The 21,826-nt window shown below is 70.8% G+C and carries 22 protein-coding genes; 14 read left to right on the plus strand and 8 right to left on the minus strand.

The window, feature by feature from the left end; all coding sequences use genetic code 11:
• Positions 1-148: 148 nt before the first annotated feature.
• On the minus strand, positions 149-1,213 hold the full coding sequence (locus DEIPH_RS06735) for a lipid II:glycine glycyltransferase FemX (protein ID WP_034355823.1): 1,065 nt from the start codon (positions 1,211-1,213) through the stop codon (positions 149-151).
• A gap of 110 nt (positions 1,214-1,323) precedes the next feature.
• Between DEIPH_RS06735 and DEIPH_RS06740 the strand changes: the two genes are divergently transcribed.
• From DEIPH_RS06740 to DEIPH_RS06765, 6 genes are all read left to right on the plus strand, one after another.
• Entirely contained in the window at positions 1,324-2,328 is a 1,005-nt protein-coding gene (locus DEIPH_RS06740) for a peptidylprolyl isomerase (protein WP_034355825.1), read from the plus strand.
• A gap of 313 nt (positions 2,329-2,641) precedes the next feature.
• A complete protein-coding gene (locus tag DEIPH_RS06745; protein ID WP_034355827.1) occupies positions 2,642-3,514 on the plus strand; it encodes a PRC and DUF2382 domain-containing protein in 873 nt (290 codons plus the stop codon).
• Positions 3,515-3,621: 107 nt separating this feature from the next.
• Entirely contained in the window at positions 3,622-4,092 is a 471-nt protein-coding gene (locus DEIPH_RS06750; protein ID WP_034355829.1) for a YsnF/AvaK domain-containing protein, read from the plus strand.
• A gap of 109 nt (positions 4,093-4,201) precedes the next feature.
• Positions 4,202-4,900, plus strand: a complete 699-nt coding sequence (gene mnmD / locus DEIPH_RS06755; RefSeq protein WP_034355832.1) for a tRNA (5-methylaminomethyl-2-thiouridine)(34)-methyltransferase MnmD — start codon at positions 4,202-4,204, stop codon at positions 4,898-4,900.
• A complete protein-coding gene (locus DEIPH_RS06760; protein ID WP_034355959.1) occupies positions 4,897-5,874 on the plus strand; it encodes an NAD(P)/FAD-dependent oxidoreductase in 978 nt (325 codons plus the stop codon). The genes mnmD and DEIPH_RS06760 overlap by 4 nt, the downstream gene beginning before the upstream one ends.
• A gap of 35 nt (positions 5,875-5,909) precedes the next feature.
• Positions 5,910-6,911 carry an isocitrate/isopropylmalate dehydrogenase family protein gene (locus tag DEIPH_RS06765; RefSeq protein WP_034355835.1) on the plus strand — a complete coding sequence of 334 codons (1,002 nt, stop codon included), beginning with the start codon at positions 5,910-5,912 and terminating at the stop codon, positions 6,909-6,911.
• A 51-nt stretch (positions 6,912-6,962) separates the two neighbouring features.
• On the opposite strand, the gene DEIPH_RS06770 is transcribed toward DEIPH_RS06765, so the two are convergent.
• From DEIPH_RS06770 to DEIPH_RS06780, 3 genes are all read right to left on the minus strand, one after another.
• Entirely contained in the window at positions 6,963-7,409 is a 447-nt protein-coding gene (locus tag DEIPH_RS06770) for a DUF421 domain-containing protein (protein ID WP_034355838.1), read from the minus strand.
• A gap of 12 nt (positions 7,410-7,421) precedes the next feature.
• Positions 7,422-7,955, minus strand: a complete 534-nt coding sequence (locus tag DEIPH_RS06775; protein ID WP_152544844.1) for a hypothetical protein — start codon at positions 7,953-7,955, stop codon at positions 7,422-7,424.
• A gap of 174 nt (positions 7,956-8,129) precedes the next feature.
• Positions 8,130-8,621 (minus strand): DinB family protein, encoded by a 492-nt coding sequence (locus DEIPH_RS06780; protein ID WP_034355841.1) that lies wholly within the window; start codon positions 8,619-8,621, stop codon positions 8,130-8,132.
• A gap of 71 nt (positions 8,622-8,692) precedes the next feature.
• Between DEIPH_RS06780 and DEIPH_RS06785 the strand changes: the two genes are divergently transcribed.
• The 3 genes from DEIPH_RS06785 (at position 8,693) to DEIPH_RS06795 (ending at position 11,746) form a co-directional block, all read left to right on the plus strand.
• Positions 8,693-9,655, plus strand: a complete 963-nt coding sequence (locus DEIPH_RS06785; RefSeq protein WP_034355844.1) for a helix-turn-helix transcriptional regulator — start codon at positions 8,693-8,695, stop codon at positions 9,653-9,655.
• A 114-nt stretch (positions 9,656-9,769) separates the two neighbouring features.
• Positions 9,770-10,687 carry a phospho-N-acetylmuramoyl-pentapeptide-transferase gene (mraY, locus tag DEIPH_RS06790; RefSeq protein ID WP_034355847.1) on the plus strand — a complete coding sequence of 306 codons (918 nt, stop codon included), beginning with the start codon at positions 9,770-9,772 and terminating at the stop codon, positions 10,685-10,687.
• A gap of 102 nt (positions 10,688-10,789) precedes the next feature.
• Complete coding sequence (locus tag DEIPH_RS06795; RefSeq protein WP_034355850.1) at positions 10,790-11,746, plus strand: class I SAM-dependent rRNA methyltransferase; 957 nt, start codon at positions 10,790-10,792, stop codon at positions 11,744-11,746.
• Positions 11,747-11,803: 57 nt separating this feature from the next.
• Here DEIPH_RS06795 and DEIPH_RS06800 read toward each other — a convergent pair whose 3' ends face one another.
• A complete protein-coding gene (locus tag DEIPH_RS06800; RefSeq protein WP_034355853.1) occupies positions 11,804-12,040 on the minus strand; it encodes a hypothetical protein in 237 nt (78 codons plus the stop codon).
• A gap of 72 nt (positions 12,041-12,112) precedes the next feature.
• Between DEIPH_RS06800 and DEIPH_RS06805 the strand changes: the two genes are divergently transcribed.
• The 4 genes from DEIPH_RS06805 to DEIPH_RS20790 all read left to right on the plus strand — a co-directional run bounded on the left by DEIPH_RS06805 (position 12,113) and on the right by DEIPH_RS20790 (position 16,024).
• Complete coding sequence (locus DEIPH_RS06805; protein WP_034355856.1) at positions 12,113-12,772, plus strand: monothiol bacilliredoxin BrxC family protein; 660 nt, start codon at positions 12,113-12,115, stop codon at positions 12,770-12,772.
• Positions 12,773-13,000: 228 nt separating this feature from the next.
• Positions 13,001-13,828 (plus strand): hypothetical protein, encoded by an 828-nt coding sequence (locus tag DEIPH_RS06810; protein ID WP_034355858.1) that lies wholly within the window; start codon positions 13,001-13,003, stop codon positions 13,826-13,828.
• Complete coding sequence (locus DEIPH_RS06815) at positions 13,825-14,247, plus strand: hypothetical protein (RefSeq protein WP_034355860.1); 423 nt, start codon at positions 13,825-13,827, stop codon at positions 14,245-14,247. Before DEIPH_RS06810 ends, DEIPH_RS06815 begins: the two co-directional genes overlap by 4 nt.
• 103 nt (positions 14,248-14,350) lie before the next feature.
• A complete protein-coding gene (locus DEIPH_RS20790; protein WP_034355863.1) occupies positions 14,351-16,024 on the plus strand; it encodes a HAMP domain-containing protein in 1,674 nt (557 codons plus the stop codon).
• A 66-nt stretch (positions 16,025-16,090) separates the two neighbouring features.
• Here the strand turns inward: DEIPH_RS20790 and DEIPH_RS06825 are convergent, their stop codons facing one another.
• The 3 genes from DEIPH_RS06825 to DEIPH_RS06835 form a co-directional block, all read right to left on the minus strand.
• Entirely contained in the window at positions 16,091-17,071 is a 981-nt protein-coding gene (locus DEIPH_RS06825) for a hypothetical protein (RefSeq protein ID WP_034355866.1), read from the minus strand.
• Positions 17,072-17,132: 61 nt separating this feature from the next.
• A complete protein-coding gene (locus DEIPH_RS06830; protein ID WP_034355869.1) occupies positions 17,133-18,632 on the minus strand; it encodes a YifB family Mg chelatase-like AAA ATPase in 1,500 nt (499 codons plus the stop codon).
• Positions 18,632-19,489 carry a DegV family protein gene (locus DEIPH_RS06835; RefSeq protein ID WP_235183191.1) on the minus strand — a complete coding sequence of 286 codons (858 nt, stop codon included), beginning with the start codon at positions 19,487-19,489 and terminating at the stop codon, positions 18,632-18,634. Before DEIPH_RS06835 ends, DEIPH_RS06830 begins: the two co-directional genes overlap by 1 nt.
• Before the next feature lie 224 nt (positions 19,490-19,713).
• Between DEIPH_RS06835 and DEIPH_RS06840 the strand changes: the two genes are divergently transcribed.
• Positions 19,714-21,759, plus strand: a complete 2,046-nt coding sequence (locus tag DEIPH_RS06840) for an elongation factor G (RefSeq protein WP_034355875.1) — start codon at positions 19,714-19,716, stop codon at positions 21,757-21,759.
• Positions 21,760-21,826 lie beyond the last annotated feature (67 nt).

Raw genomic sequence — 21,826 nt, forward strand, 5'->3', positions numbered from 1 at the left:
ACTCCTTGGAAAGCCGGAAAAAGAACCTCAGCGGCAAGGGAAAGCCCCTCGCTGAACTGGGTTCAATTTAACATGCCGGTTTTGAGGCCGGGCGGACGCGGGCCAAGGTGTTCCCCCGCCCGGGACGCGCCTGCCCGCCCCCTCAGGCCTACAACACGTCGTCGGCGCTGCCCCGCTTGCGCAGGTTGTTCTGGGTCTTGCGCCAGCGCAGCGCCTTGACGATGGCGGGGGCCGCAGCGTTCAGGCTCAGGTCGTAGGCGGGGTACCACACGCGCTGCTCTGAGAACTTGAGTTTCATCTTGAACACGCCGAAGGAGTGCTTTTCCTCGTCGAGCCTGCGCGGAATGCCCCAGAAGTCGAAGAGGGTATAGCCCCGGCGCTTGGCGTCCAGCATCGCGTTCCAGTAGAAGGCGTCGGGGGCCTTGGCGTCCTTGTAGGGCGTGCCGTCCGGCCCCGTGCGGTCGTCGCGGACGCTGCCGCCGAACAGGTAAGAGGTGCCGGTGCCCATCGCCAGGAAAAAGCCCCCGGCGAGCGCCTTGCCCTCGTGGCGCGAGAGGACGATGTACGCCTCGCCGCCGTGTGCGCTGCCCTCGCGCAACATCGTCTCGTAATAGGCGCGGGGAAAGGCCCCGAGTTTGGCGCGCTCGTTCGTCGCGGTGAAAATCTCCCAGAAGGCGTCGAAATCGTCGTCACGGCCCGCGACCACCCCCATTTTCTGGGCGGCACGCACGTTGCGGCGGGCCATCGAGTGCAGGCCCGTGAACAGGTCGTCCTCGGAGCGGGTCAGGTCGGCCAGGATCGTGTGTTCGGGTTGCTCGGCCTCGGCGCGGCGGAAGGGGCCGTACGTTTCCGGGACCGGCATGCTGTCCCCTGCGGGAATGGGGGAGGGCGGCTCGATCTTGAGCAGAGCGTCAGTGGGCCGGGCCAGCTTCCGCACCGCCTCCGCCACCGCCGGAAGCAGGTCGAGCGATTCCAGCGCCGGGCCGCGCGGGGCGTAGAGCGTGGAAAAGCCTGGCACCAGCCGCTTGCGGAGCAGTTGCAGCGCCCCGACCGTCTGCCCGTTCCCCTGGATCAGGAAGCGGGCCGGCGTCTGCCCCAGCACGCGCCGCGCCTCTCCGTAGCCCCAGCCTTGCAGGGCGCTGGTGATCGGGAGCGAGCGCACGGCGTCGTCGTACACGCGCGGGTCGGTGGTGGGCACGAGGGTCAGGCGCATCGGGGGGGATTGTAGCAGGGGAAAGAAACCGGCCCGTATCGCCTCTTCCCCGGCCCGACTCTTCCCCGCACCAACGGGGGGCGGTCCCCTCCGGGCGCTACAGTAGGAAGATGAAACAAAGCATCCTGACGCTCGCCCTCCTGCTGGGTGGCGCGGCCCTCGCCCAGACCGCGCCCACAACCCCGGTGCCTGCCACCCCCACTCCGGCCACCCCAGCACCGGCTCCAGCCGCCGCAGACGCTCAGACGGTGGTCGCGCAGGTAGGCAGCGAGAAATTCACGCTGGCCGATTACGACCGGGCCTTCCGCATCGCGGTGGCGCGCGTGCTGAACTCGCAGGGGGTGCCGTACACGCCCGAGATGCTGGCCGAGTTCGCCGAGGCCCGCCCCGACTACCTGACCCAGTTTGCCCGTGACCGCGCGGTCTATCAGCTCGCCCGCCGGAATACCCAGGTCACCCCCGCCCAGATCGACGCGCAGGTGGCCGCCGCCCGCAAGGGCTTTGCCAGCGACGCGGAGTTTGCCGAGGCCCTCCAGGGCACCGGCTTCGCGAACGAGGCGGAGCTGCGGGCCGACCTCGAACGGCAGGCGGTGGTGCAGGCTTACCTCGACAGCATCAAGGCCCGCCTGACCTTTGGTGACGCGGTGGTGAACAGCTTCTACAACCTGAACCGGGCGTCCTTCAACCGCCCCGCCCAGGCGTGTGTCAAGCACATCCTGGTGAAGTCCCAGGCCGAGGGGCAGGCCGTGTTGCAGGCGGTGAAGGGCGGCGCGGACTTCGCCCAGCTCGCCCGGGAGAAAAGCCAGGACCCCGGCAGCGCCGCGCAGGGCGGCGACCTGGGCTGCATCTCGCCCGGCGACACGGTGGACGCCTTCGACCGGGCGGCCTTCAGCGGCCCGGTGAATCAGCCGCAGCTGGTGCAGACCGAGTACGGCTGGCACGTGCTGGACGTAACCAAACGCACCCCGGCAGGCCTCGCCCCCCTCGCGGAGGTCGCGCCCCTGATCCGCGAGCAGCTCGCGCGGGACGCGGCCCAGAAGTATCTGGACACCCAGATCGCGCGCCTGAATATCCAGACCAACAAGGCCGCCGTGACGCTGCCCGCAGCCAAGTAAGCGCAGCCAAGTAAGGGCCGATCAGGTCAAGTCCGGTTCAGGGAGGGAGCGACGCTGCTGGTCGCTCCCTCCCTCGCATGTGGTGTGGGCACTGGGGAGGCAGCCGCCACCGGTGCGGACCGGACTCCGAACCTGGGGCCGGGTCTGCTGCTCCTACCGCCTCCGGCACCTACGGTCCAGTTCATGATCGTGCGCTCAAGAACACGTCAGGAGAGGCTTTAGGTCCAGCTCAGCAGATTGTGACGTTTTCCCCCGAGACTGCAACGGTACCGGGGAAGACCTGGACACCATCTCACCCCACCGGAGGCTTCATATGACCCAGAACCAGAATTACCTGATCCGCCTGTCCGACCTGAACAGCAGCAACCAGATCGACATGACCGGTGAGGGCGTCTACAACCCCAGCGGCAACACGGCCTACGGCTACAACGGCGACAAGATCGGGACGGTCCGTGATGCGCTGGTCAACCCCAACACCGGGCGTATTCGCTACCTGATCGTGGACGCCGGCGGCTGGTTCTCCTCCAAGGAAGTGCTGGTGCCCGTGGGCGAGGCCCGCTTCGCCGACAACGGCGTGTACTTCGACAACCTCACCAAGGATCAGGTGCGCGACCTGGGCGAGTACCGCATGGACCAGCAGTACACCGACACCGACGAGCGCTTCGCTTCCGACGAGCGGGTGCTGCGCGGCGCGAACACCGACGAGGCCACCTACCGCGAGCGCGCCTACCGCACCCCTGACCGCCTCCAGCTGCTCGAAGAGCGCCTGGTGGTGAACAAGGACCGTTTCCAGGCCGGGACGGTCGAGATCGGCAAGCACGTCGAGACCCGCCAGGAGAACGTGAGCGTGCCCCTGACGCGTGAAGAAGTGGTCATCGAACGTCACCCCGTGACCGATGCCCGTCCGGTCGACGGCGCGGTGCTGGGCGCCGACAGCCAGACCATGCGCGTGGACCTGGAAGCCGAGCGCGCCAGCGTCAGCAAGCAGGCCTTCGTGACCGAAGAAGTTGAGATCGGCAAGCGTTCCGTGACCGAGAACCAGACCGTGACCGAGACGGTGGGCCGCGAAGTGCTGGACGTGAACAAGACCGGCGACGTGCGCCTCGAAAACGGCGACCGCATGGACACGACCACCACGAGCACCACCACGACCAACACCCGGACGGACCGCGACCGCGACCGCTGAGTCAGGAACCAGGAGAGGGCGGGGGAAACCCCGCCTCTTTTCGCTGTCACCCCCGGCGGTCGGCAGAGTTGGTCATCGGCAGGGTCGCCGGACAGAAAGGAGAGGCCATGGACGAACGGGAACGGGAGAGGCAGCAGGCTGTGGGGCGCGTGCAGGACACCGAACGGGACGAGCTGGTCAGCCGCCTGCGCCTGCATGAGGAACGCGCGGTGGTGGAGATCCTGCCCCAGCAGCACGGGGCCGTCACGATTCGCCGGGTCGTGACCGAGCGGCAGGAGGTCGTGCCCATCACGCTGCGCAGCGAGCGGCTTGAGATCACGGTGCAGGAAGGCGCGGGGGGCCAGGCCATGCTGAATGGCGAGGCCCTGGAGGTGGGCCGCACGTACGAGGTGCCGCTGTACGAGGAGCGCGCGCAGGTCGAAAAGCAGGTGTACCCCCTCAGCGACGTGACCATCACCAAGCAGGCCCGGACCTACACCCAAACCGAGGAAATCACGCTGCGCCGCGAGGAACTGGACGTGGAAGACCCGCAGGGCCTGGTGCGCGACCGGACGATGCCGGAAGGCCACAAGCCCTAGCCCTGACTGCCGGGATTGGCCGCTGTTCAGGAGCCGGAGGGAGGCCCGTCCACCTTCCGGCTTCTTCGTTGCTCCGGGAGGAAGTACCAGCCCGTATGCTGGCGACGCCATGAACGACAGTCACAGCGGCCCGGCGGGCGAACTCCTCCTCACCCCCGACGGGTCGCGCACGGCACTCAACACCCGCTACGGCGAGGCGTACGGCTCGCGGCACGGGGCGGCGGCGCAGGCGCGGCATGTCTTTGTGGAGGGCACAGAGACGGACCGGCACCCGGCCCCACGCGTGCTGGAGGTGGGCTTCGGCCTGGGCGTGAACTTCCGGGCCACGCTGGCGGAGACGGGAAGCCGGGGCGCCCCCCTGGAGTACGTCGCCTACGAATTCGATCCGGCGCCCACCGGGGTCCTGCGCGCCGTGGGCGAAGGTGGGGAAGGCTCGGGGCATCCGGCCTGGGCCGCCCTGCTGGAGGGGTGGGGACAAGCCTCCCCGTCGGCAGGACTGCCCCTGGTGGTGCAGGTTCCGGGGGTCACGCTGACGGTGCATTTCGTGGATGTGCTGAGGGCCGCGCTGCCGCGTGAGTGGGCCACCGCCCTCTACCTGGACGGGTTTTCTCCTGCCCGCAATCCGGAGGTGTGGACGCCCGCGCTGGCCGCGCGGCTGGCTGCGGCACTGGCTCCCGGCGGCCTTCTCGCCACCTACAGCGCCGCCGGGCACGTTCGCCGCACGCTGGCGGGGGCCGGGCTGAAGGTGGAGAAGCGGCCCGGTCCCCCTGGCAAGCGCGAGTGCCTCCGGGCGGTGCGGGAAGCGTGAGGGCCGCGCCTCATCTGCTGGTGATCGGCGGGGGCGTCGCGGGCGCATCCGTCGCCTGGTTCGCAGGCCAGGCGGGGGCGCGCGTGACCGTCGTGGATGCGGGCCAGCACGCGGCCAGCCACGTTCCCTCGGCGCTGGTAAATCCGGTGCGGGGGCAGTCCGGGCAGGTGGCGCGGGGGGCGCTGGAGGGGATGCGGCTGACCTGGGCACTGGTGGACACCCTGGAAAAGGCCGGGATCGGCGTGCCCCACGGACAGACCGGCGTCCTGCGCCCTGTTCCCGACGACCGGACGCGCCAGAAGTTCGGGCGCAATCTGCCCCCGGATCTGCCGCACACCTGGCTCGGGCCGGATCAGTCCCCGGCCCCGCTGACGCCCGGCTGGCCGCACGCGCTGTGGCTGCCGGAGGGCGGCTGGCTGGACGGTGCGGCCTTCACGGCGGCACTGCTGGCCCTTGCGGGGGCGGACGTTGTGCGGGCGCGGGCGCAGACCTGGGACGCCCGCTCCGTCACGCTGGAAAATGGAGAAGTCCTGTGCGGTGACGCCGTGGTGTGGTGCGGCGGCTCGGTCGGCGCGGCGTGGGCAGGCGAGCCGGGAACGCACCGGGCCGGCACCCTCCTGACGCTGGACCGCGCGGTGGCGGGGGTTCCGGTGAGTTTCGGCGCGTACCTCGCTCCGGCCAGGACCGGCGGGGTGCTGGGGGCGACCTTCGAGGCTCCCACCGCCACCTGGCGTGAGCCGGCCTTGCCTGCCGCGTCTCTGCGGTGGTTGCTCGGCAGGGCGGACGCGCTGACCGACCTGAGCGGCGCCCAGGTCACGGGCCGCTGGAGCGGCACCCGTCTCTCCGGGCTGGTGACCGGGCGCGGCGCCGACGGGGTGTGGCGGCTCGGTGGGCTGGGCAGCAAGGGTTTTTTGCTGGGGCCACTCCTGGCGCGTCACGTTGCCGGTGACGTTCTGGCAGGGCTGAGAGTGTGACGCTCCTCCCAGGGAACCTCTAGACTGGCGAAGTTATGGCGAAGTACCGCATCTGTTTGATTGAAGGGGACGGCATCGGCCACGAAGTCATCCCCGCCGCCCGCCGCGTGCTGGAAGCCGCTGGCCTGGACGCCGAGTACGTGAACGCCGAGGCCGGGTACGAGTACTTCCTCGACCACGGCACCAGCGTGCCCGCAGCGACCTACGAGGCCGTCGAGAACACCGACGCGACCCTCTTCGGCGCGGCGACCAGCCCCAGCGGCGAGAAGCCCGACGGCTTTTTCGGCGCGATCCGTCACCTGCGCCGCAAGTATGGCCTGTACGCCAACGTCCGCCCCACCCGCACCCGCCCGGTGCCCGGCGCCTACGAGAACGTGGACCTGGTGATCGTCCGCGAGAACACGCAGGGCCTGTACGTTGAGCAGGAGCGCCGCTACGGCGACACCGCCATCGCGGATACGGTCATCACCAAGGATGCCAGCGAGCGCATCGGCAAGTTCGCCGCCGACCTCGCCATGAAGCGCCGCCAGAAGCTGACAGTGGTCCACAAGAGCAACGTGCTGCCCGTCACGCAGGGCCTCTTCATGAACACCGTGCTGGACGAGGCCAAAGCCTTTGAGGGGCTGAACACGGGCACCATGATCGTGGACAATGCGGCCATGCAGCTCGTGCGCAACCCTGGCCAGTTCGACGTGATGGTGATGACCAACATGTTCGGGGACATCCTCTCCGACCTGGCGGCCGGGCTGGTGGGTGGCCTGGGCATCGCGGCCAGCGGCAACGTGGGCGACCAGTTCGGCATCTTCGAGAGCGTGCACGGCAGCGCGCCCGACATCGCCGGGCAGGGGGTCAGCAACCCCACCGCGACGATCCTGGCCGCCGTGCTGATGCTCGACCACATCGGCGCGAACGACGTGGCCCGCAGGCTCGACAGCGCCGTGAACACCGTGCTGGCTGAAGGCCCCCGCACCCGCGACCTGGGCGGCACCGCCGGAACGAAGGAATTCACCGACGCGGTGATCGCGCAGCTGAAATAAGGCGGGCGCGAAAGGAGGCCGGGGCCAGGGCGTCCCGGCCTCCCCGCATTGTTAGCCTTCCTGCGGAATGATGGAGATGTTGCCCGACCGCTCCAGCACGGCGTACTTGATCTGTTCCAGCCGTTCCAGCCCCTGCAACTCACGCGCGGCGTCCAGAATGTCCGATTCGTCGATGCGGAGCTGCTTCATGCGCTCCGGGATGGGGCGGCCATGTTCCAGGATCAGGACGGGCACACTGTCGATCAGGCGTTCCAGCTTCGGGGAACGTTGCTTCCAGAGGGACAGGCCCACGTCCAGCCCGACCAGCGTGGTGATCGCCAGCAGCGCCTGCGTGACGGAAAAGTCGTCGCCGATCATGGCCTGCTGCGTCACCTCGCTGATGATGAGCAGCAAAATCATGTCGAAAGTGGTGATCTGGGCCAGCGTTCTCTTGCCGGACAGCCGGAAGATCAGCAGCAGGAACAGGTAGATGGCGGCGGAACGTAAAACGGCGTCCATGGGGCCTCCCGATTACGGATAAATGAATGAGCTGAACTGAACTTCCTCCGCTTGGCCCGCCTGTGCCGAGGTTCCCGCCAGCCCCGCCGCCCCTTTCAGGGTGCCGATGGCCTGCATTTCCAGCTGAAAGACGACCTGCTGGGGCTGACCGGTCTTCAGCGCCTTGAAGGTGTAGGTCAGCCGCTGCCCTTCCAGCTGCACCGAGTCCGGTTCGGGCGTGATCTGCTGAATCTGCACATGCTGGAGAAACTCGCGGCTCAGCCAGACGTGCAGCCCGCCTTCCTGAATAGAGTCCGGGCTGAACGTGAGCGTGAGTTCGGCAGGTGCGAGGTACCGCGCAAAGCGGTTGTACTTGACCGTGAGGCCGCCGCCCGCCGCCTGCGCCGTGGCTTTGCTGAGGGGGCCGGAGCCGAACAGGCCCAGGAGCGCCGCCAGCAGGATCAGCAGCATCACGGCCCACCCGACGTTCTCGGCCCTGACTTCGCGGCGGTGGAACTCCAGGTCCTGCCTGATTTCCAGGTCGCCCACACGGTGCGGCCTGGTCACGTGTGATGGTCCCCCGTCCAGAGCGTGATCATGGCCGACAGTATGCCGACGTACACTCGTGGAACCTGAAGACCTTCTTGACCAAGTCCTGTGGTTCATGCCCCGTGCAGCGCTCTTGTGGCAGGCGCAGGGGCCGAAGTGACAACGCTTCGGCCCCTGCTGGCGACGGTCGGTTCAGCGCTCGTAGAAGGGCGGCGGCTCTATCCCCAGGGCGCGCAGGTAGACGTACCCCTGGCCCCGGTGGTGAATCTCGTTGTCGATGTTGTAGATGGCGGCGACCCAGCCGCTCATCTCGCCCCACGGCAGGTTGTGCAGCTGGGAAAAGAAGGCCGGGTCCACCTGCGGCAGCTCTGCCCCGATCCGGGCGGTCAGTTCGTCCCACTGTCTCAGCAGTTCGGCCCGGTCCTGCGAGACGCCCCCGCGCCAGTCCGGCATGGACCAGTCACCGGTCAGCAACCCCGTCAGGGTCAGGGCGCTGACCTGATGGATTTCCCAGGCCAGCTCGCCAAAGGGACGCATGGGCGGCGCGGCCGTGAAGGTGAAGAGCTGGTCTTCCGGGAACGCCTCGATCACGCGCCGGGTCAGGCGGCGGTGGCCCTGCCAGTGGTCCAGAAACTGCTCGGGCGAGACGATGACGGGCGAGTCGGCAGTGGACGTATTCTTCATCTTGACCTCCGCCCCCAGCGTAACCGGGATTCCCGTCAACACCTGTCGTCATTCGGTGGCATGCTGGGGCCATGTACGACCCCTCCATGCGGGTGCTGACCGTGCTGGAACTTCTCCAGGCGCAGGGGCGCGTGACGGGCGCGGAACTGGCCCGCCGCCTGGAGGTCAGCCCGCGCACGGTGCAGCGCTACATCGTGCGCCTCCAGGACCTGGGCATTCCGGTGGAGTCTACGCGGGGGGTCGGTGGGGCTTACCACCTGAAACCGGGTTTCCGCCTGCCGCCGCTGATGTTCACCGGGGAAGAAGCCCTGGCGCTGGCCCTGGGCCTGCACGCCCTGAACCACCTGGGCCTGACCGCCCTGGCCCCGGCGGTGGCGGGCGCGGGCGCAAAACTGAGCCGCACCCTGCCCCATCCCCTGCGTGAGCGGATGCGGACGCTGGAGGAAGCCGTGCAGCTCGACGCCTTCCCCTGGACCGTCCAGACCGACGCCGAGATTCTTTCGGCGCTGCTGGCCGCCATGCAGGCCGAGCAGGTCGCCGTCTTCACGTACCGCTCGCACGCGGGCGAGAACACCCGGCGCGAGGTGGAGGTCTACGGCGTCGTTCACCTCGACGGCCGCTGGTACGCGGTGGGGCGCTGCCTGGCGCGCGCCGCCCTGCGGACCTTTCGCCTGGACCGCATCGCGGAGCCGGGCACCCTGGACCGGACCTTTACCCGGCCCGGGGGCTTCGATGCGCGCGCCTACCTGCGCTCCACCCTGCCGTTCGTCCACGCTCCCTTTGACGTGGAGGTCTGGCTGGACCTGCCCGTTCAGGAGGCCGCCGCCCGCTTCGCCCCCTGGCGGGTGTCGCTGGAGGCCGACGCGCTGCGCGGGGGCACCCGGCTGCGGTGCAAACGCGACGTGCTGGAACCTTTCGCGGCCCTGCTGCTGGGCCTGGGCTGCGCGGTGGCCGTCCACCACCCCCCGGAACTGCGGGACATTTTCGGGGGGCTGGCGGCCCGGGCGAGCGCCGCGCAGCAGCCCCCGGCCTGACGCCTGCGCTGCGGGCTGCGGCTGCGCCGTCCCCCGGCCAGGGACGTGCGTGCTAGGCTCACCGGTTGAGATGCCGCTTCTTTTGATGCTTCAGGTCACATTCGGGGGCCGCGCGTGACGGTCCTCTGCGCGCTGCTGTCATGGTTCCTGGTGGGGCTGTTTATCCGTGCGAGCCGGGCGCGGGGCTGGGGCCAGCCGGTCCGCCAGGACGGGCCGCAGACGCACCTGAAAAAGGAAGGCACCCCCACGGCGGGCGGCGTGGCCTTTGTGCTGGCGCTGGCGCTGGTGTTCTTCCCGCTGTACTTGACGGGGCATGCCGGAGGCCCGCGCGAGCTGCTGATCATGCTCACGGCCCTGGCGATGGGCGTGATCGGCGGGATCGACGACCTGCTCAAGATTCGCTCGCGGATGCGCGGCAAGGGCAAGAAGGAACTGTTGGCCCGCGAGAAGTTCCCCCTCCAGTTTCTGGTGGGTCTGGCCTTCGCGTACTTCGCCGCGCCGCTCGCCAGCCACGAACTGCTGCCCAGCCTGGGCACCGTGCCGGACATCATCCTGCTGACGCTGGTGATGGTGGGAGCCGTGAACGCCTTCAATTTCACCGACGGGCTGGACGGGCTGCTGGCGGGCGTGGCGATGATCGTGCTGTTGCCGCTGCTGGCGGTGTCGCCCGTCAGTGCGCTGCTCGCCTCGGCGCTGCTGGGCTTCCTGTGGTTCAACGCGCACCCCGCGCGGGTCTTCATGGGCGACATGGGTAGCCACGCCATCGGGGCCGTCGCGGCGGGCGCCTACGTGCTGTATGCCGACGTCTGGCTGCTGCCCCTCGCGGCCATCATCCCCGTCGTCGCGGTCCTGAGTGTGGCGATTCAGGTGATCTCGTTCAGGACGCGCGGCCGACGGGTATTCCGCATGAGTCCCATCCAGCACCACTTCGAGCTGAGCGGCTGGCCCGAGACGCACGTCACCGCACGCTTCTGGGTGGTCACGGCGGTGGCGACGGCGGCGGTGTGGTGGATTCTGGGGGGCAGGCCGTAGGCCGGTTGTAGGGTGTGGGTTGTCGGTTGTGGGGGCGAAAGCAAGAGCTTTTGCTCCCACTTTTCTTTTCCCGCAGCCCACAACCCCTCTACACTTGCCCCCGTGACCCACCCCCTCCCCGATCTTGCGGCTCTCCTCGCCCGGCGCGCGCACCTGCCTGCCAGGGGCACCACCGTCTTCCGCGCGGCCCACACGACGGAGACGGGCGGCCTGTTCGCACTGGACCTGGCGGGCGACGCGGCGGTGCTGAGCCTGTACACGGACCTGACGGCCGAGGAGGAGGCGCGGCTGGCCGGGGCGTGCGGGGCCTTGCCGGGGGTGGCGGGGGCCTACCTGAAGCGCCGCCCGGTGGAGGCCCGGCACGCGGCGAATGTGGCGCGCGAGTGGCTCTCGCCGCCCGGGCCGGTGTGGGGCGAGGCGCGGCCCGAGGTGACGGCCCTGGAGAACGGCGTGCCCTTCCTGCTGCGGCCCGGCGCGGACCTGAGCACCGGGCTGTTCACGGACGCGCGGCCTGTCCGGGCCTGGGTGCGGGACCGGACCCCGCCGGGAGGCCGAGTGCTGAATACCTTCGCCTACACCTGCGGCTTTGGCCTGAATGCGGCTCTGGCAGGCGCAGGGACCGTGAAGAACGTGGACCTCTCGCGCAAGGTGCTGGCCTGGGGACAGGAAAACTACGCCCTGAGCGGCCTGCCCGCCCCCGGTACGGACTTCCTGTACGGTGACGTGTTCGAGTGGCTGGGGCGGCTGGCGCGGCGCGGCGACGTGTTCGATCTGGTGATCCTCGACCCGCCCAGCTTCGCGCGGGGCAAAGCGGGCGTGTGGCGGGCCGAGCGCGACTACGCGCGGCTGGCGGCCCTGGCCGCAGGCGTGACGGCGCCGGGAGGCCAGCTCCTCGCCCTGACGAACCACGCGGGCGTGACCGGGGCGGCCTTCGAGCAGCTGGTCACGGCGGGGCTGGGAGAGGCGGGGCGGCGCGGACGCATAAGCGCAAGGCTCGGCGCGGGCGAGGATTATCCCGGCGCGACCCACCTCAAGGCGCAGGTCTGGACGCTGGGGTAGGGCGGCGCTCCGTTGCGTTAAGGTTGCCAAAAAGTAGCAACATTTCTACGCCCCGCCCTAGCGGTCCCGATGCGGCGCGGGCACGAACGGCGAAGGCTCCCCGCCGATGAAGGTGCAGGCCACGTCGCCCAGCGCCAGCTCCTGGCCCACGTCGCTATGAACGGCCGTGACCTGCCTCAGCACCACGTCCACGACCTCGCCCGCCTCGATGCGGCTCAGCTCCTCCGGTGTCACGAAGGCGCTGATAGAAACGTTTCCCAGCACGAGATGGACGAATTCGCTGGCGCTGGACATACCTCAGGATACCTCCGCGCTCCCTGTGGCCCACCTCACTTCGTTTTCTAAAGTGGGCGCTATGCTGGGGGCATGACGCAGACTTCAGGCTCTCCCACAGCCGCCGAGCAGCAGCAGGTGCTGGTGCCCCTCACCACCCCGGAGGAGGTGGACACCTTCCTGGTGGAGTACCCGCTGGCGGCGGTGTTCAAGGCGGGCACCTGCCACAAGACCATGCAGGGCTTCGGGGTGCTGGAAACCTTCCTGCAAAAGCACGAGCTGCCGGTGGGCTTTATCCGCGTGGTGGACTGGCGGCCGGCCAGCAACCACGTGGCCGAGCTGACCGGCATCCTGCACCACAGCCCGCAGTTCATCCTGTTCCGGGACGGGCAGCCGCAGTTCGAGGTGAACAACTGGGACATCACCCCCGAGGCGCTCGCGCCCGTCTTCGAGGCGCAGGTGCCGCGCCGCAGCGGCGAGGGCACGGTGGCGACCGACGACAACGTGGAGCCGTACCGCCGCCTGATGCGCGCGTACCTGGACGGGCAGCTCAGCGACTGGGCCTTCCAGGACCAGTACGTAACCCTGTTCCGCGACGACGCCAGCCTGCGCAGCCAGCGCGAGTTCGAGGCCCTATCTCGTCTGTTCGGTGATCCCGACGCGTATCACGGCGGTCTGCACCAGCTCGGTGCCCCCGAGGAACGCGGCGACCTGAAGGCCCGCGTGCAGGCCCTGCTGGCCGAACTCGGCTGATCCCCCGCTTTTTCCCTCCGACCCGTCCGGCCGCCTTCCGGGCGGGTTTTTCGTGTCCTGCACATGAGCAGGAGGTGGCGGCCACGTGAGGTTTCGCGCAAATGTAAGCGGCACGTAAGAGCCGGTGGAGTGTGATGGGTGCAGCACTCTTTCCGCCGCCGTGACGTTCCGGGTACGGACCACGGCCTGACCCGCTTTCCTTCTCTCTCCACGGACTTCCTGACTGCTATGTCGACTCCCCAACCCCGACTTTCTGTGCCGCTGGACCAGGCCGTCTACGTTCAGCTCTGCACCGACCACTACCCCTGGACCGAGGTGACGGTGGACCTCGCGGCGCGGCAGGCGCAGGGCCTGAGCGGTGTCTTCGACGCGCAGCAGGGGCCGGACTGGGCGCGGTTCGTATGGGTGCGCGGCATACTGCGGGGCGGCTTCACCGCCGCCGGGGACGCCGCCTGGCCCGCGGTCCTGGCCGCCCTGCCGCGCGCACAGGTGACGCTCGCGACGCTTGATCCGGCGCTGGCGGAACTGGTGTGGTCCAGCCGCACCCAGGCTCCGCAGCAGCTGGAGGAGCACTGGCCGGAACTGCAAGGCACGCTGGAACGGCAGCGGTTCTCCGGGGTGCTGCTGGGCGGGCGGGCGTGCAGCTTCTGGGAAGGGGGCCGGGCCATCGGCGGCACGTTGCCCCCTGCCGGCGTGGTTTGCACGACCCTCTCGCGGCTGCCGGGCGGCATGGTCACCCACGCGGCGTTGCTGGACTTCTGGCGTGACCTGATCGCTGCCACGCACCGGACAGCTCCCCTTGATGAGGCGTGGCGGCAGGTGAGCGTGCGTTTGGCCGGACAGCATCCCTGCCTCGATCCCTTTGCGCGGGAAGTCGTGGTGCAGGGCGGGCAGCTGCACGTCGAGGCAGACGTGCCCCCCACCGAGGCGCAGCCGGCGTTGCTGGGGGCCTTCCAGGCGACCCTGGCCCGGCTGGGCCTGCGCCTGACCGATCTCCCGCTGACTGAGCTGTCCGGGCGACCGGAGTGGGCCGCCGCCGGCCTGGAGGCCCTGTGACCGCTCCGCAGGCCGCCGGTGTCCCCAGCTGGCCGCCCGGCCTGACGGGTGACACGCCCCTGCCCTTCGCGGTCTGGCGCGTGCTGCATCACGTGGACGGTGTGCGGGGCGTGGCCGAGGTCGCGCAGCTGGCCCGGACCACCCCGCAGGAGGTCGCGGCGGCGGTCGCGCAGGCCACCGCCTGGGCCAGCCGCGCCACGCAGCGGACCCAGCCGGTGACGGACGCGTCCGCCCAGGCCGTGACCGAGTGCGTGATCGCGGTGGTCGGCCCGATGGGCGAGTTTCTGGTGGACGACGTTCTCGACGAGTTGGGGGGCGGCGCGACCCTGAGTGCGCTGCTGTCCAGGGTGGCCGCGCAGCTCAGCGAGGCCCAGGTGCAGGCGTTCGTGCGGCATCTGCGCGCGCGGGGAATCGCGTGACGGCCCGGCATCTCTCTCTCATTTTCCGGCAATTCAAGCCGTGGTGGCCCGGCGGCCCGTCCTCTGAGGGGACGACCGGCCCGGCGGCCAGGAAGGGCAACCCATGAAGTACACGGTCGTGATCCGTCAACCCGTTCCGGACAAGGTCCGTCCGGCCCTCGAACAGCAGCTCGTGGAGCGCTTCGGGCTGTCGAGCGAACAGGCCCAGCGTCTGGCTGCGCGCCGCTCGGGCCGCCTGATGAAACCCACCGGGCGTCCCCGGGCAGACCTGCTGCTGCGTGTCTTTCAGGATGTGGGCGCACAGGTCGCGCTGGAGGAGGTGCGGGAGGAGACCGGCGTGCTGGAAGGGCCGTTCCAGGGGGCGCCGCAGACCCCCGCCGTGCTGCGCGCCGTGCCCGACCCCGCAGGCGGCGTGACGCTCGCCCCACCCGTGCCGGACTTCGGGGCCTTCGAGTCGCCTGCGGCGCTGGGGACGGGGACCGCCCGCACGGCGGAGAGTTCGGTGGAAGCGCCCTTCGCGGCCCCGTCCCGGGAAGGGGTGGGCGTGCTGACCCTGCCCGCCGACGATGCCTGGGCCGACCTCTCGGCCGACCCCTTCGCGCCGGGGGGCCTGGGTGCGGACCCGTTCGCTGCGCCTGTCGCGCCCGTGCCTGCCGCCGTGCCCGCCCCCGCAGCGTTCATCGCCCCGCCTGCGCCGCAGGGGGAAGAGGTGGCCGCGCCCACCCCGGTTCCGCAGCCCGACGCTGGCGCCAGCGCGGATATCTGGTCGGACTTCACGGGTGCCCTGACCATCCACGACGCCAAGCCGCAGGAGGAGGCGGGCGGCGCTGCCCCCGAGATGTTCCTGACCACCGTCGCGGGTGAGGCCCGTGGGCCGCTGGGCCGCCGCCGCAGCCTGGCGCGGCAGATGACCTTCGGGGCGCTCGCGCCGCTGGCCCTGTCCACCGCGCTCACGCTGGGGCTGCTCACGGCCATCCTGCCCAGCCTCCAGCGGCAACTGGTGCAGCAGAACGCCGAGGCGGTCGCGGTGGCCGTCGGCACCAGCCTGGACACCCGCGATCAGGAAACCGTGAATGCCCAGCTCGACGCGCTGCTCAAGCGTTCGGCGGTGGGCTTCGTGCGCGTGGAGCTGCCCGACGGCACCACCTACTTCCGCAGCCAGAACCCGCAGCTCGACGGCACGTTGCAGGGCCGCGTCGCCGGCTTCGTGAAGGACAACCCCGAGACCGGCACCTTCGTGACCAGCGGCAGCGCCGCCGACGCCTACCGCGAACAGCTCAAGCAGCTCGAGGATGTCGGCGCGGGCGAGTCGCCCCAGGCGAAGGAACTCCGCACCCTCGCCGAGGCCCAGGACAACCAGCATGCCGAGCGCACCAGCTACGTGGTGAGCCGCCTGGGCGTGGTGGACAGCGGGAACGGGCAGCGCACCACAGCTGCCGCCACCCAGGACACCTCCGACCTGCTGTACCGCATCGCGGTCGGTGTGCCGACCAACGAGGCGCAGGCCAACCTGAGAAACACGCTGCTCCTGGTGCTGGGCGTGTCGCTGCTGGCGCTGGTCCTGGCCGCGCTGCTGGCTCTGCGCGCCGCGCGCCGCGTCGTGCAGCCCATCGAGCGCCTGGTGAAGGTGGCCGACGCGATCAGCATGGGCGACCTGACCCGCCCGGTGCAGGCCGACCGCAACGACGAGATCGGCGACCTCGCCCAGGCCCTCGAACGCATGCGCCTGAGCCTGGAATCGGCCATGGACCGGCTGCGCCGCCGCAAGCGCGGATAAGGGGAGGGCCGGAAACGGGCGGCGGTGCGTGGGGATCAACTCTCACGCACCGCCGCCCGTTTCCCCTCACTCCTCCAGCCGGAACGCCTCCCGCAAGCCCGCCTCGGCGGCCTCCCGCGCGGCGGCGGGGGCATAGGACAGCGCCAGGACCGCGCGGTAGGTCCGCACCGCCAGCTCGCGGTCGCCCTGCGCGTCCCGCACCTGCCCCAGCCGCGCCAGGACCAGGCCGGGCAGGCTGCGGGGCAGGTCGTCGGTGAGGGCGTGTGCGGCGCGTTCAAGCAGGGCGCGGGCACTCTCCAGATCACCGACCGCGAGGTAGACCCCGGCGGCGGCGGCCTCCAGCTCGGCCCTGGGCGTGACCGCGTCGCCCGGTTCGCGGTCCAGGGCCGCGAGCAGCGCCCCCAGGTCATCGTCTTCGCGCAGTTGCCAGGCCCGGTCGGCCAGGGCGCGCAGGCGGGAGGTCTCGCCGGGGGTAAAGCCCTCCAGTCCGGGCAGCCGGGCCGTGGGCCACCGCGTCAGCAGCTCCGGGAGGTCGTCCAGCGGGACCAGCACCACGCCGCCTTCCCCCGCATTCAGCGCCGCCGCCACCGCTGTCAGCCGCCGTTCCCGCCAGCGCGTCCCCGGTCCCTCGTCCAGTGCCGCGCGGATCGCCGCGTGATAGGTCCGGGCCGCCTCCAGCACCTCGGCGCTGAATGCACGCTGGACGGTCAGGGGGGCCGTCAGGACCGCCGCGAACGCCTGCTCGGCCTGCCCCGCCTCGCGCAGCCGCGTCCGGCCCTGGGGGTACTGGCTCAGGAAGGCCACGAGCTGGGCGTGATCGGCCTCGGCGTCGGGCAGCGACAGGGGCAGCTCCCGGACCGGGAAGCCGGCGGCGGGCAGGGCGTCGCGCAGGGGGTGGTCGGGGTCGGTGCCGCTGGCCCACAGCACCTCCGGCACGGGCAGGCCAGCCGCACGCAGGTGACGCAGCACCTCCACGACCGTCCCGGCGTTGAACTGCGGTTGCAGGCGCAGCAGGTCGCCCAGGTCGGGCAGCAGGGTCAGGCTCATATGTTCTTCCTTCTGTTCCTGTGGCAGCCCGACGCGAGAAAGGGTGTTTGGGCAGACCGCCTCATGCCAGGTCACGCGGGCGGTACGTGACGGCCTCGGCCAGATGGGCTTCGCGGATGTCGGCGCTGCCCGCCAGGTCCGCCACGGTGCGTGCCACCCGCAGCACCCGGTCGAAGCCGCGCCCGGTCAGGTTCAGTTGCCGGGCGGCGGCGCGGATAAAGGCGTCCGGGCCGGGCGCGAGCGGCGCGTGCTGCCGCAGGGCCTGTCCGGCCAGGTCGCTGTTGCGGGTGCCCTGCCGCGCCAGCATGGTTTCGCGGGCGCGCACGACCCGCCGACGGACCGGGGCGCTGCCCTCGGCCTCGGGCGCGCGGGTCAGTTCGTCCACGGTCAGGCGGGGGACGCGCACGATCAGGTCGATGCGGTCGAGCAGCGGCCCGCTGAGGCGCGCGGCGTAGCGGGTGCGTTCGGCGGGCGTGCAGGTGCAGGCTTTCTCGGGGTCGCCGCTGTGGCCGCAGGGACAAGGATTCATCGCCCCGATCAGCTGGAACCGTGCGGGATAGCTGACGGTGGCACGGGCGCGGCTGATCGTCACCTGCCCGTCTTCGAGGGGCTGCCGCAGGGTTTCCAGCGCCTTGCGCGAGAACTCGGGGAATTCATCGAGAAAAAGGACCCCCCGGTGCGCCAGGCTCACCTCGCCGGGCCGGGGCACGCTGCCGCCGCCGATCAGTCCCGCGTCGCTGACCGTGTGGTGCGGCGCGCGGTAGGGGGCCTGCCCGACCAGCCCACCCCGCGCGGCGAGCAGCCCGGCGGCGGAGTGGATGCGTGTGACCTCCAGCGCCTCCCCGCGTGTGAGGGGCGGCAGCAGGCCGGGGGCGCGGCGGGCCAGCATGGTCTTGCCGCTGCCCGGCGACCCGATCAGGAGCAGGTTGTGCCCCCCCGCCACCGCGATTTCCAGCGCCCGCTTGGCGGCGGTCTGGCCCTTGAGGTCCGCGAGGTCGAGCAGCGCCGTCTCGGCGGGCGCGGGCTGGGGCGGCGGCGTGGTGGGCAGGGGTGTTTGCCCCGACAGGTGGCGCACGGCGTCGAGCAGGGTGCGCGCCCCGTGGACCGTGACCCCCTCGATCAGGGCCGCTTCCGTCGCGTTCCCCTCCGGCAGCAGGGCGGGGCGGCCTTCCTGCGCGGCCAGCAGCGCCAGATTCACGGCTCCCGCGATGGGCCGCAAAGAGCCGTCCAGCGCGAGTTCCCCGGCGCTGACCACCCCGGCTAGGGCGTCTGCCGGGAGCATCTCCTGGGCCGCCAGCAGGCCCAGCGCGATGGGCAGGTCGTACAGCGGCCCCTCCTTCCGGAGGTCGGCGGGGGCGAGGTTCACCGTGATGCGGGCGGCGGGAAAAGGTAGGCCCGCGTTCCGCACGGCGGCGCGCACCCGCTCGCGGGCCTCGCTGACGGCCTGGTCGGGCAGGCCGACCACCGTGAAGGCGGGCAGGCCCGGGGATACGTCCACCTCCACCTCGACGGGCACGGCGTCCACGCCAATCAGGGCCACGCTGCGGACGCGGGCCAGCATCAGCGGGTCACCGGTGGCAGGCCCGCCACGCCGACCGTGCCCGGCCCCGCGTGGACCAGCAGCACGGCGGCGACCTCGCGCGTCTGGGTCACCCGCACGTTCCTGAGGGCCAGTTCTCCCGCGAGCCGTTGCGCGTCTTCCGGGTTTCCGGCGTGCAGCACGGTCGCCTCGCGGTCCGGGGGAAAGCTGCGGACCAGCTCGCGCAGCGCCGGATGAAAGCCCCGCACGCGCGAGACGGCCTCCACCCGCCCGCCCTCGACCCCGATGACGGGCCGGACGTTCAGCACCTTCGCGGCGGCCCCCGCCACCCGCGACAGCCGGCCCCCGGCGATCAGCCAGTGCAGGTCCTGCGGCACCAGGCGCAGAAACACCCGTTCGCCGTACCCGGTCAGGGCCGCCGCCACACTGCCCAGGTCGCGGCCCGCGTCCAGCCACGCCCGCGCCTGCCGCACCGCTCCGCCCAGCCCCACGCTGACCGCCTGGGTGTCCACCACCTGCACGCGCCCCGCGAACGCCTGCGCGGCCTGCACCGCCGCCGCAAAGGTGCCGCTCAGGGACGAGGCGACCGGCAGGCACAGCGCGCGCTCCGCCGTTTGCAGCGCCGCCTCGTAGTGCCGGGCAAAGTCGTCGGGCGTGCCCTGACTTGTCCGGGGGGCCGCGCCCGCGAGCATCCGCGCGCACAGGGCCGGGTTGGTCATCACCTCCAGGCCGGGGCGGATCAGGGTCCCGGGATCGCTGTACACCACGCCGCCGACCTCCAGCGTCAGCGGCACGGCGGACACCCCCAGCGCCGCGCACTCCGCCGCGCCCAGATCGGCTGTGCTGTCGGTCAGCAGCGCCACACGTTCACGTCTCACGGGCGCAGTCTAGCGGCCCTGCCCAGGTGGAACCGCCGCAACCCTGCGGTCACGGTGGGGGAGGGGCGCGCCTGACCTGGGCGGCGCGGCCCCCGTCCGTCCGGGTGTATGCTCCTGGCACTTTTCCTTCGCCTCTGCCCGCGTGGTGGCTGTTCGCCTGCCCTCCTCTTGCCCGGCCTCCGCAGGTCTGGCGTCTGGTTCTGGAAAGGGTCCGGTGGTCTTTTATGCCGTCTGTTTCGTCTGAAACTGTCTTTCCCGGAAAGGGCAGGAGTCCCGTCCGGATCGTGAGTCTCGCCGGGCACAGTGGCGCGGGAAAAACCACCCTCTCGGAGGCCCTGCTGGTTCACGGCGGGGCCTTGGCCCGTCCGGGGCGGGTGGAGGACGGCACCACCCAGAGTGACCACACCGACGCCGAAAAAGGGCACGGCTTCTCGATCTCGACCGGCGTGCTGCGCCTGAACGCCGGCGGGACCGATCTCACGCTGCTGGACACCCCCGGCTACGCCGACTTCGTGCGCGAGATTCGCGGCGGCATCCGCGCGGCGGATTCGGCCCTGATTCTGGTCAGCGCGGTCAGCGGCGTGGAGGTCGGCACCGAGCGCGTCTGGGCCACCGCCGACCGCTTTTCCATGCCGCGTGTGGTCGTGATCGCCAAGATGGACCGCGAGCGCGCGAACTTCCACGCGGTGCTGGCCGACATCCGCGCCAGCCTGGGGGGACCGGTCGCGGCGGCCTTTCTGCCGGTGGGCGAGGGGCCGGAATTCCGGGGCGTGGTAGACGTGCTGGCCGCCGAGCCGGACAGCGTGCCCGGCGAATTGCGTGCGCCGCTGCGCGAGGCCCGCGAGGCGCTGGTGGACGCCACCGTGGAAACCGACGACGCCCTGATGAACCGCTATCTGGAAGGCGAGGAGATCGCCCCCGAAGAACTGCGTGCCGCCTTCCTGCGGGCGGTTCACGCGGGCACCCTCTTCCCGGTGATTCCGGTCAGTGCCGAGACGGGCGTGGGCGTTCCCGAACTGCTGACCCTGATGGAAAAAGGCCTGCGCAGCGCCGAGGAGCGCGGTGTGCTGACCGGTCTGGACGGCCAGACGCGCGAGCCGACCGCCGACGCCCCCGCGAGTGCGCGCGTCTGGCGCGTCTCGGTGGACCCCTTCGTGGGCAAGCTGGCGTATATCCGGGTCTGGAGCGGCACCCTGCGTCCCGGCGACACCCTGCGCAACACGACGCGCGGCGTGGACGTGAAACCCGCCCACCTGTACGTGGTGAGCGGCAAGGAGCTGACCGAAGTGCCCGAACTCCGCGCCGGGATGATCGGCGTGCTGACCAAGCTGCCCGACCTTCATACCGGCGACACCCTGGCCGACCCCGCGCACCCCATCGAATACGACCCGCTGCTGCTGCCCGACCCGGCCCACACCGTCGCCCTCTTCCCCAAGACCCGCCAGGACGAGGACCGCCTGGGCGCGGCCCTGACCCGCCTGCTGGATGAAGACCCCACCCTGCGCTTTGCCCGCGAGGGGCAGACCGGCGAGCTGCTGCTCTCGGGCATGGGCGACATGCACACGACCATCGCGGTGGAGAAGCTGGCGGCGCTGGGCGTGAACGTGGACACGGGGACGCCGCAGATTCCCTACCGCGAAACCATCCGCGCGCCTTCGCAGGCGCAGGGCAAGCACAAGAAACAGTCGGGCGGACACGGCCAGTACGGGGACTGCCACCTGCGCCTCGACCCCGGCGAGGGCAGCGCCTTCCGCTCGGAGGTGGTGGGCGGCGCGATTCCCGGCAAGTACCTGCCCAGCATCGAGAAGGGGGTGGGGGACGCGATGGGCAAAGGGCCGCTGGCGGGCTACCCGATGCAGGACGTGCATGTGGCCGTCACCCACGGGTCTTACCACGACGTGGACTCCAGCGACCTCGCCTTTCGCACCGCCGGGGCGCTGGCCTTCCGCAACGCGGTGGAAGGGGCCAAACCCACCCTCCTCGAACCCGTGATGCTGCTGAAGGTGCGCGCGCCCGCCCAATTCACCGGCGACCTGATCGGCGACCTCCAGACCCGCCGCGCCCGCGTGCAGGGCATGGACCCCGAAGGCACCGTCATCACCGTGACGGCGGTCGTGCCCCAGGCCGAACTCCAGACCTACAGCGCCGACCTCCGCAGTCTGACCGGTGACCGGGGGGCCTTCAGCGTGAAGCCCTACGGCTACCAGGACCTCCCCGAACATCTGGCGAAGAAGGTGATCGAGGCGCGGAAGGCGGCGGCAGCGGGGTAGGGGAGTCGGAAAGCGGGGTGCGATCCGCACTGAGAGACGCTCGGGCGCACCGTTCCCCGCGCACCGC

The sequence above is a fragment of the Deinococcus phoenicis genome, assembly GCF_000599865.1.
Classification (GTDB): domain Bacteria; phylum Deinococcota; class Deinococci; order Deinococcales; family Deinococcaceae; genus Deinococcus; species Deinococcus phoenicis.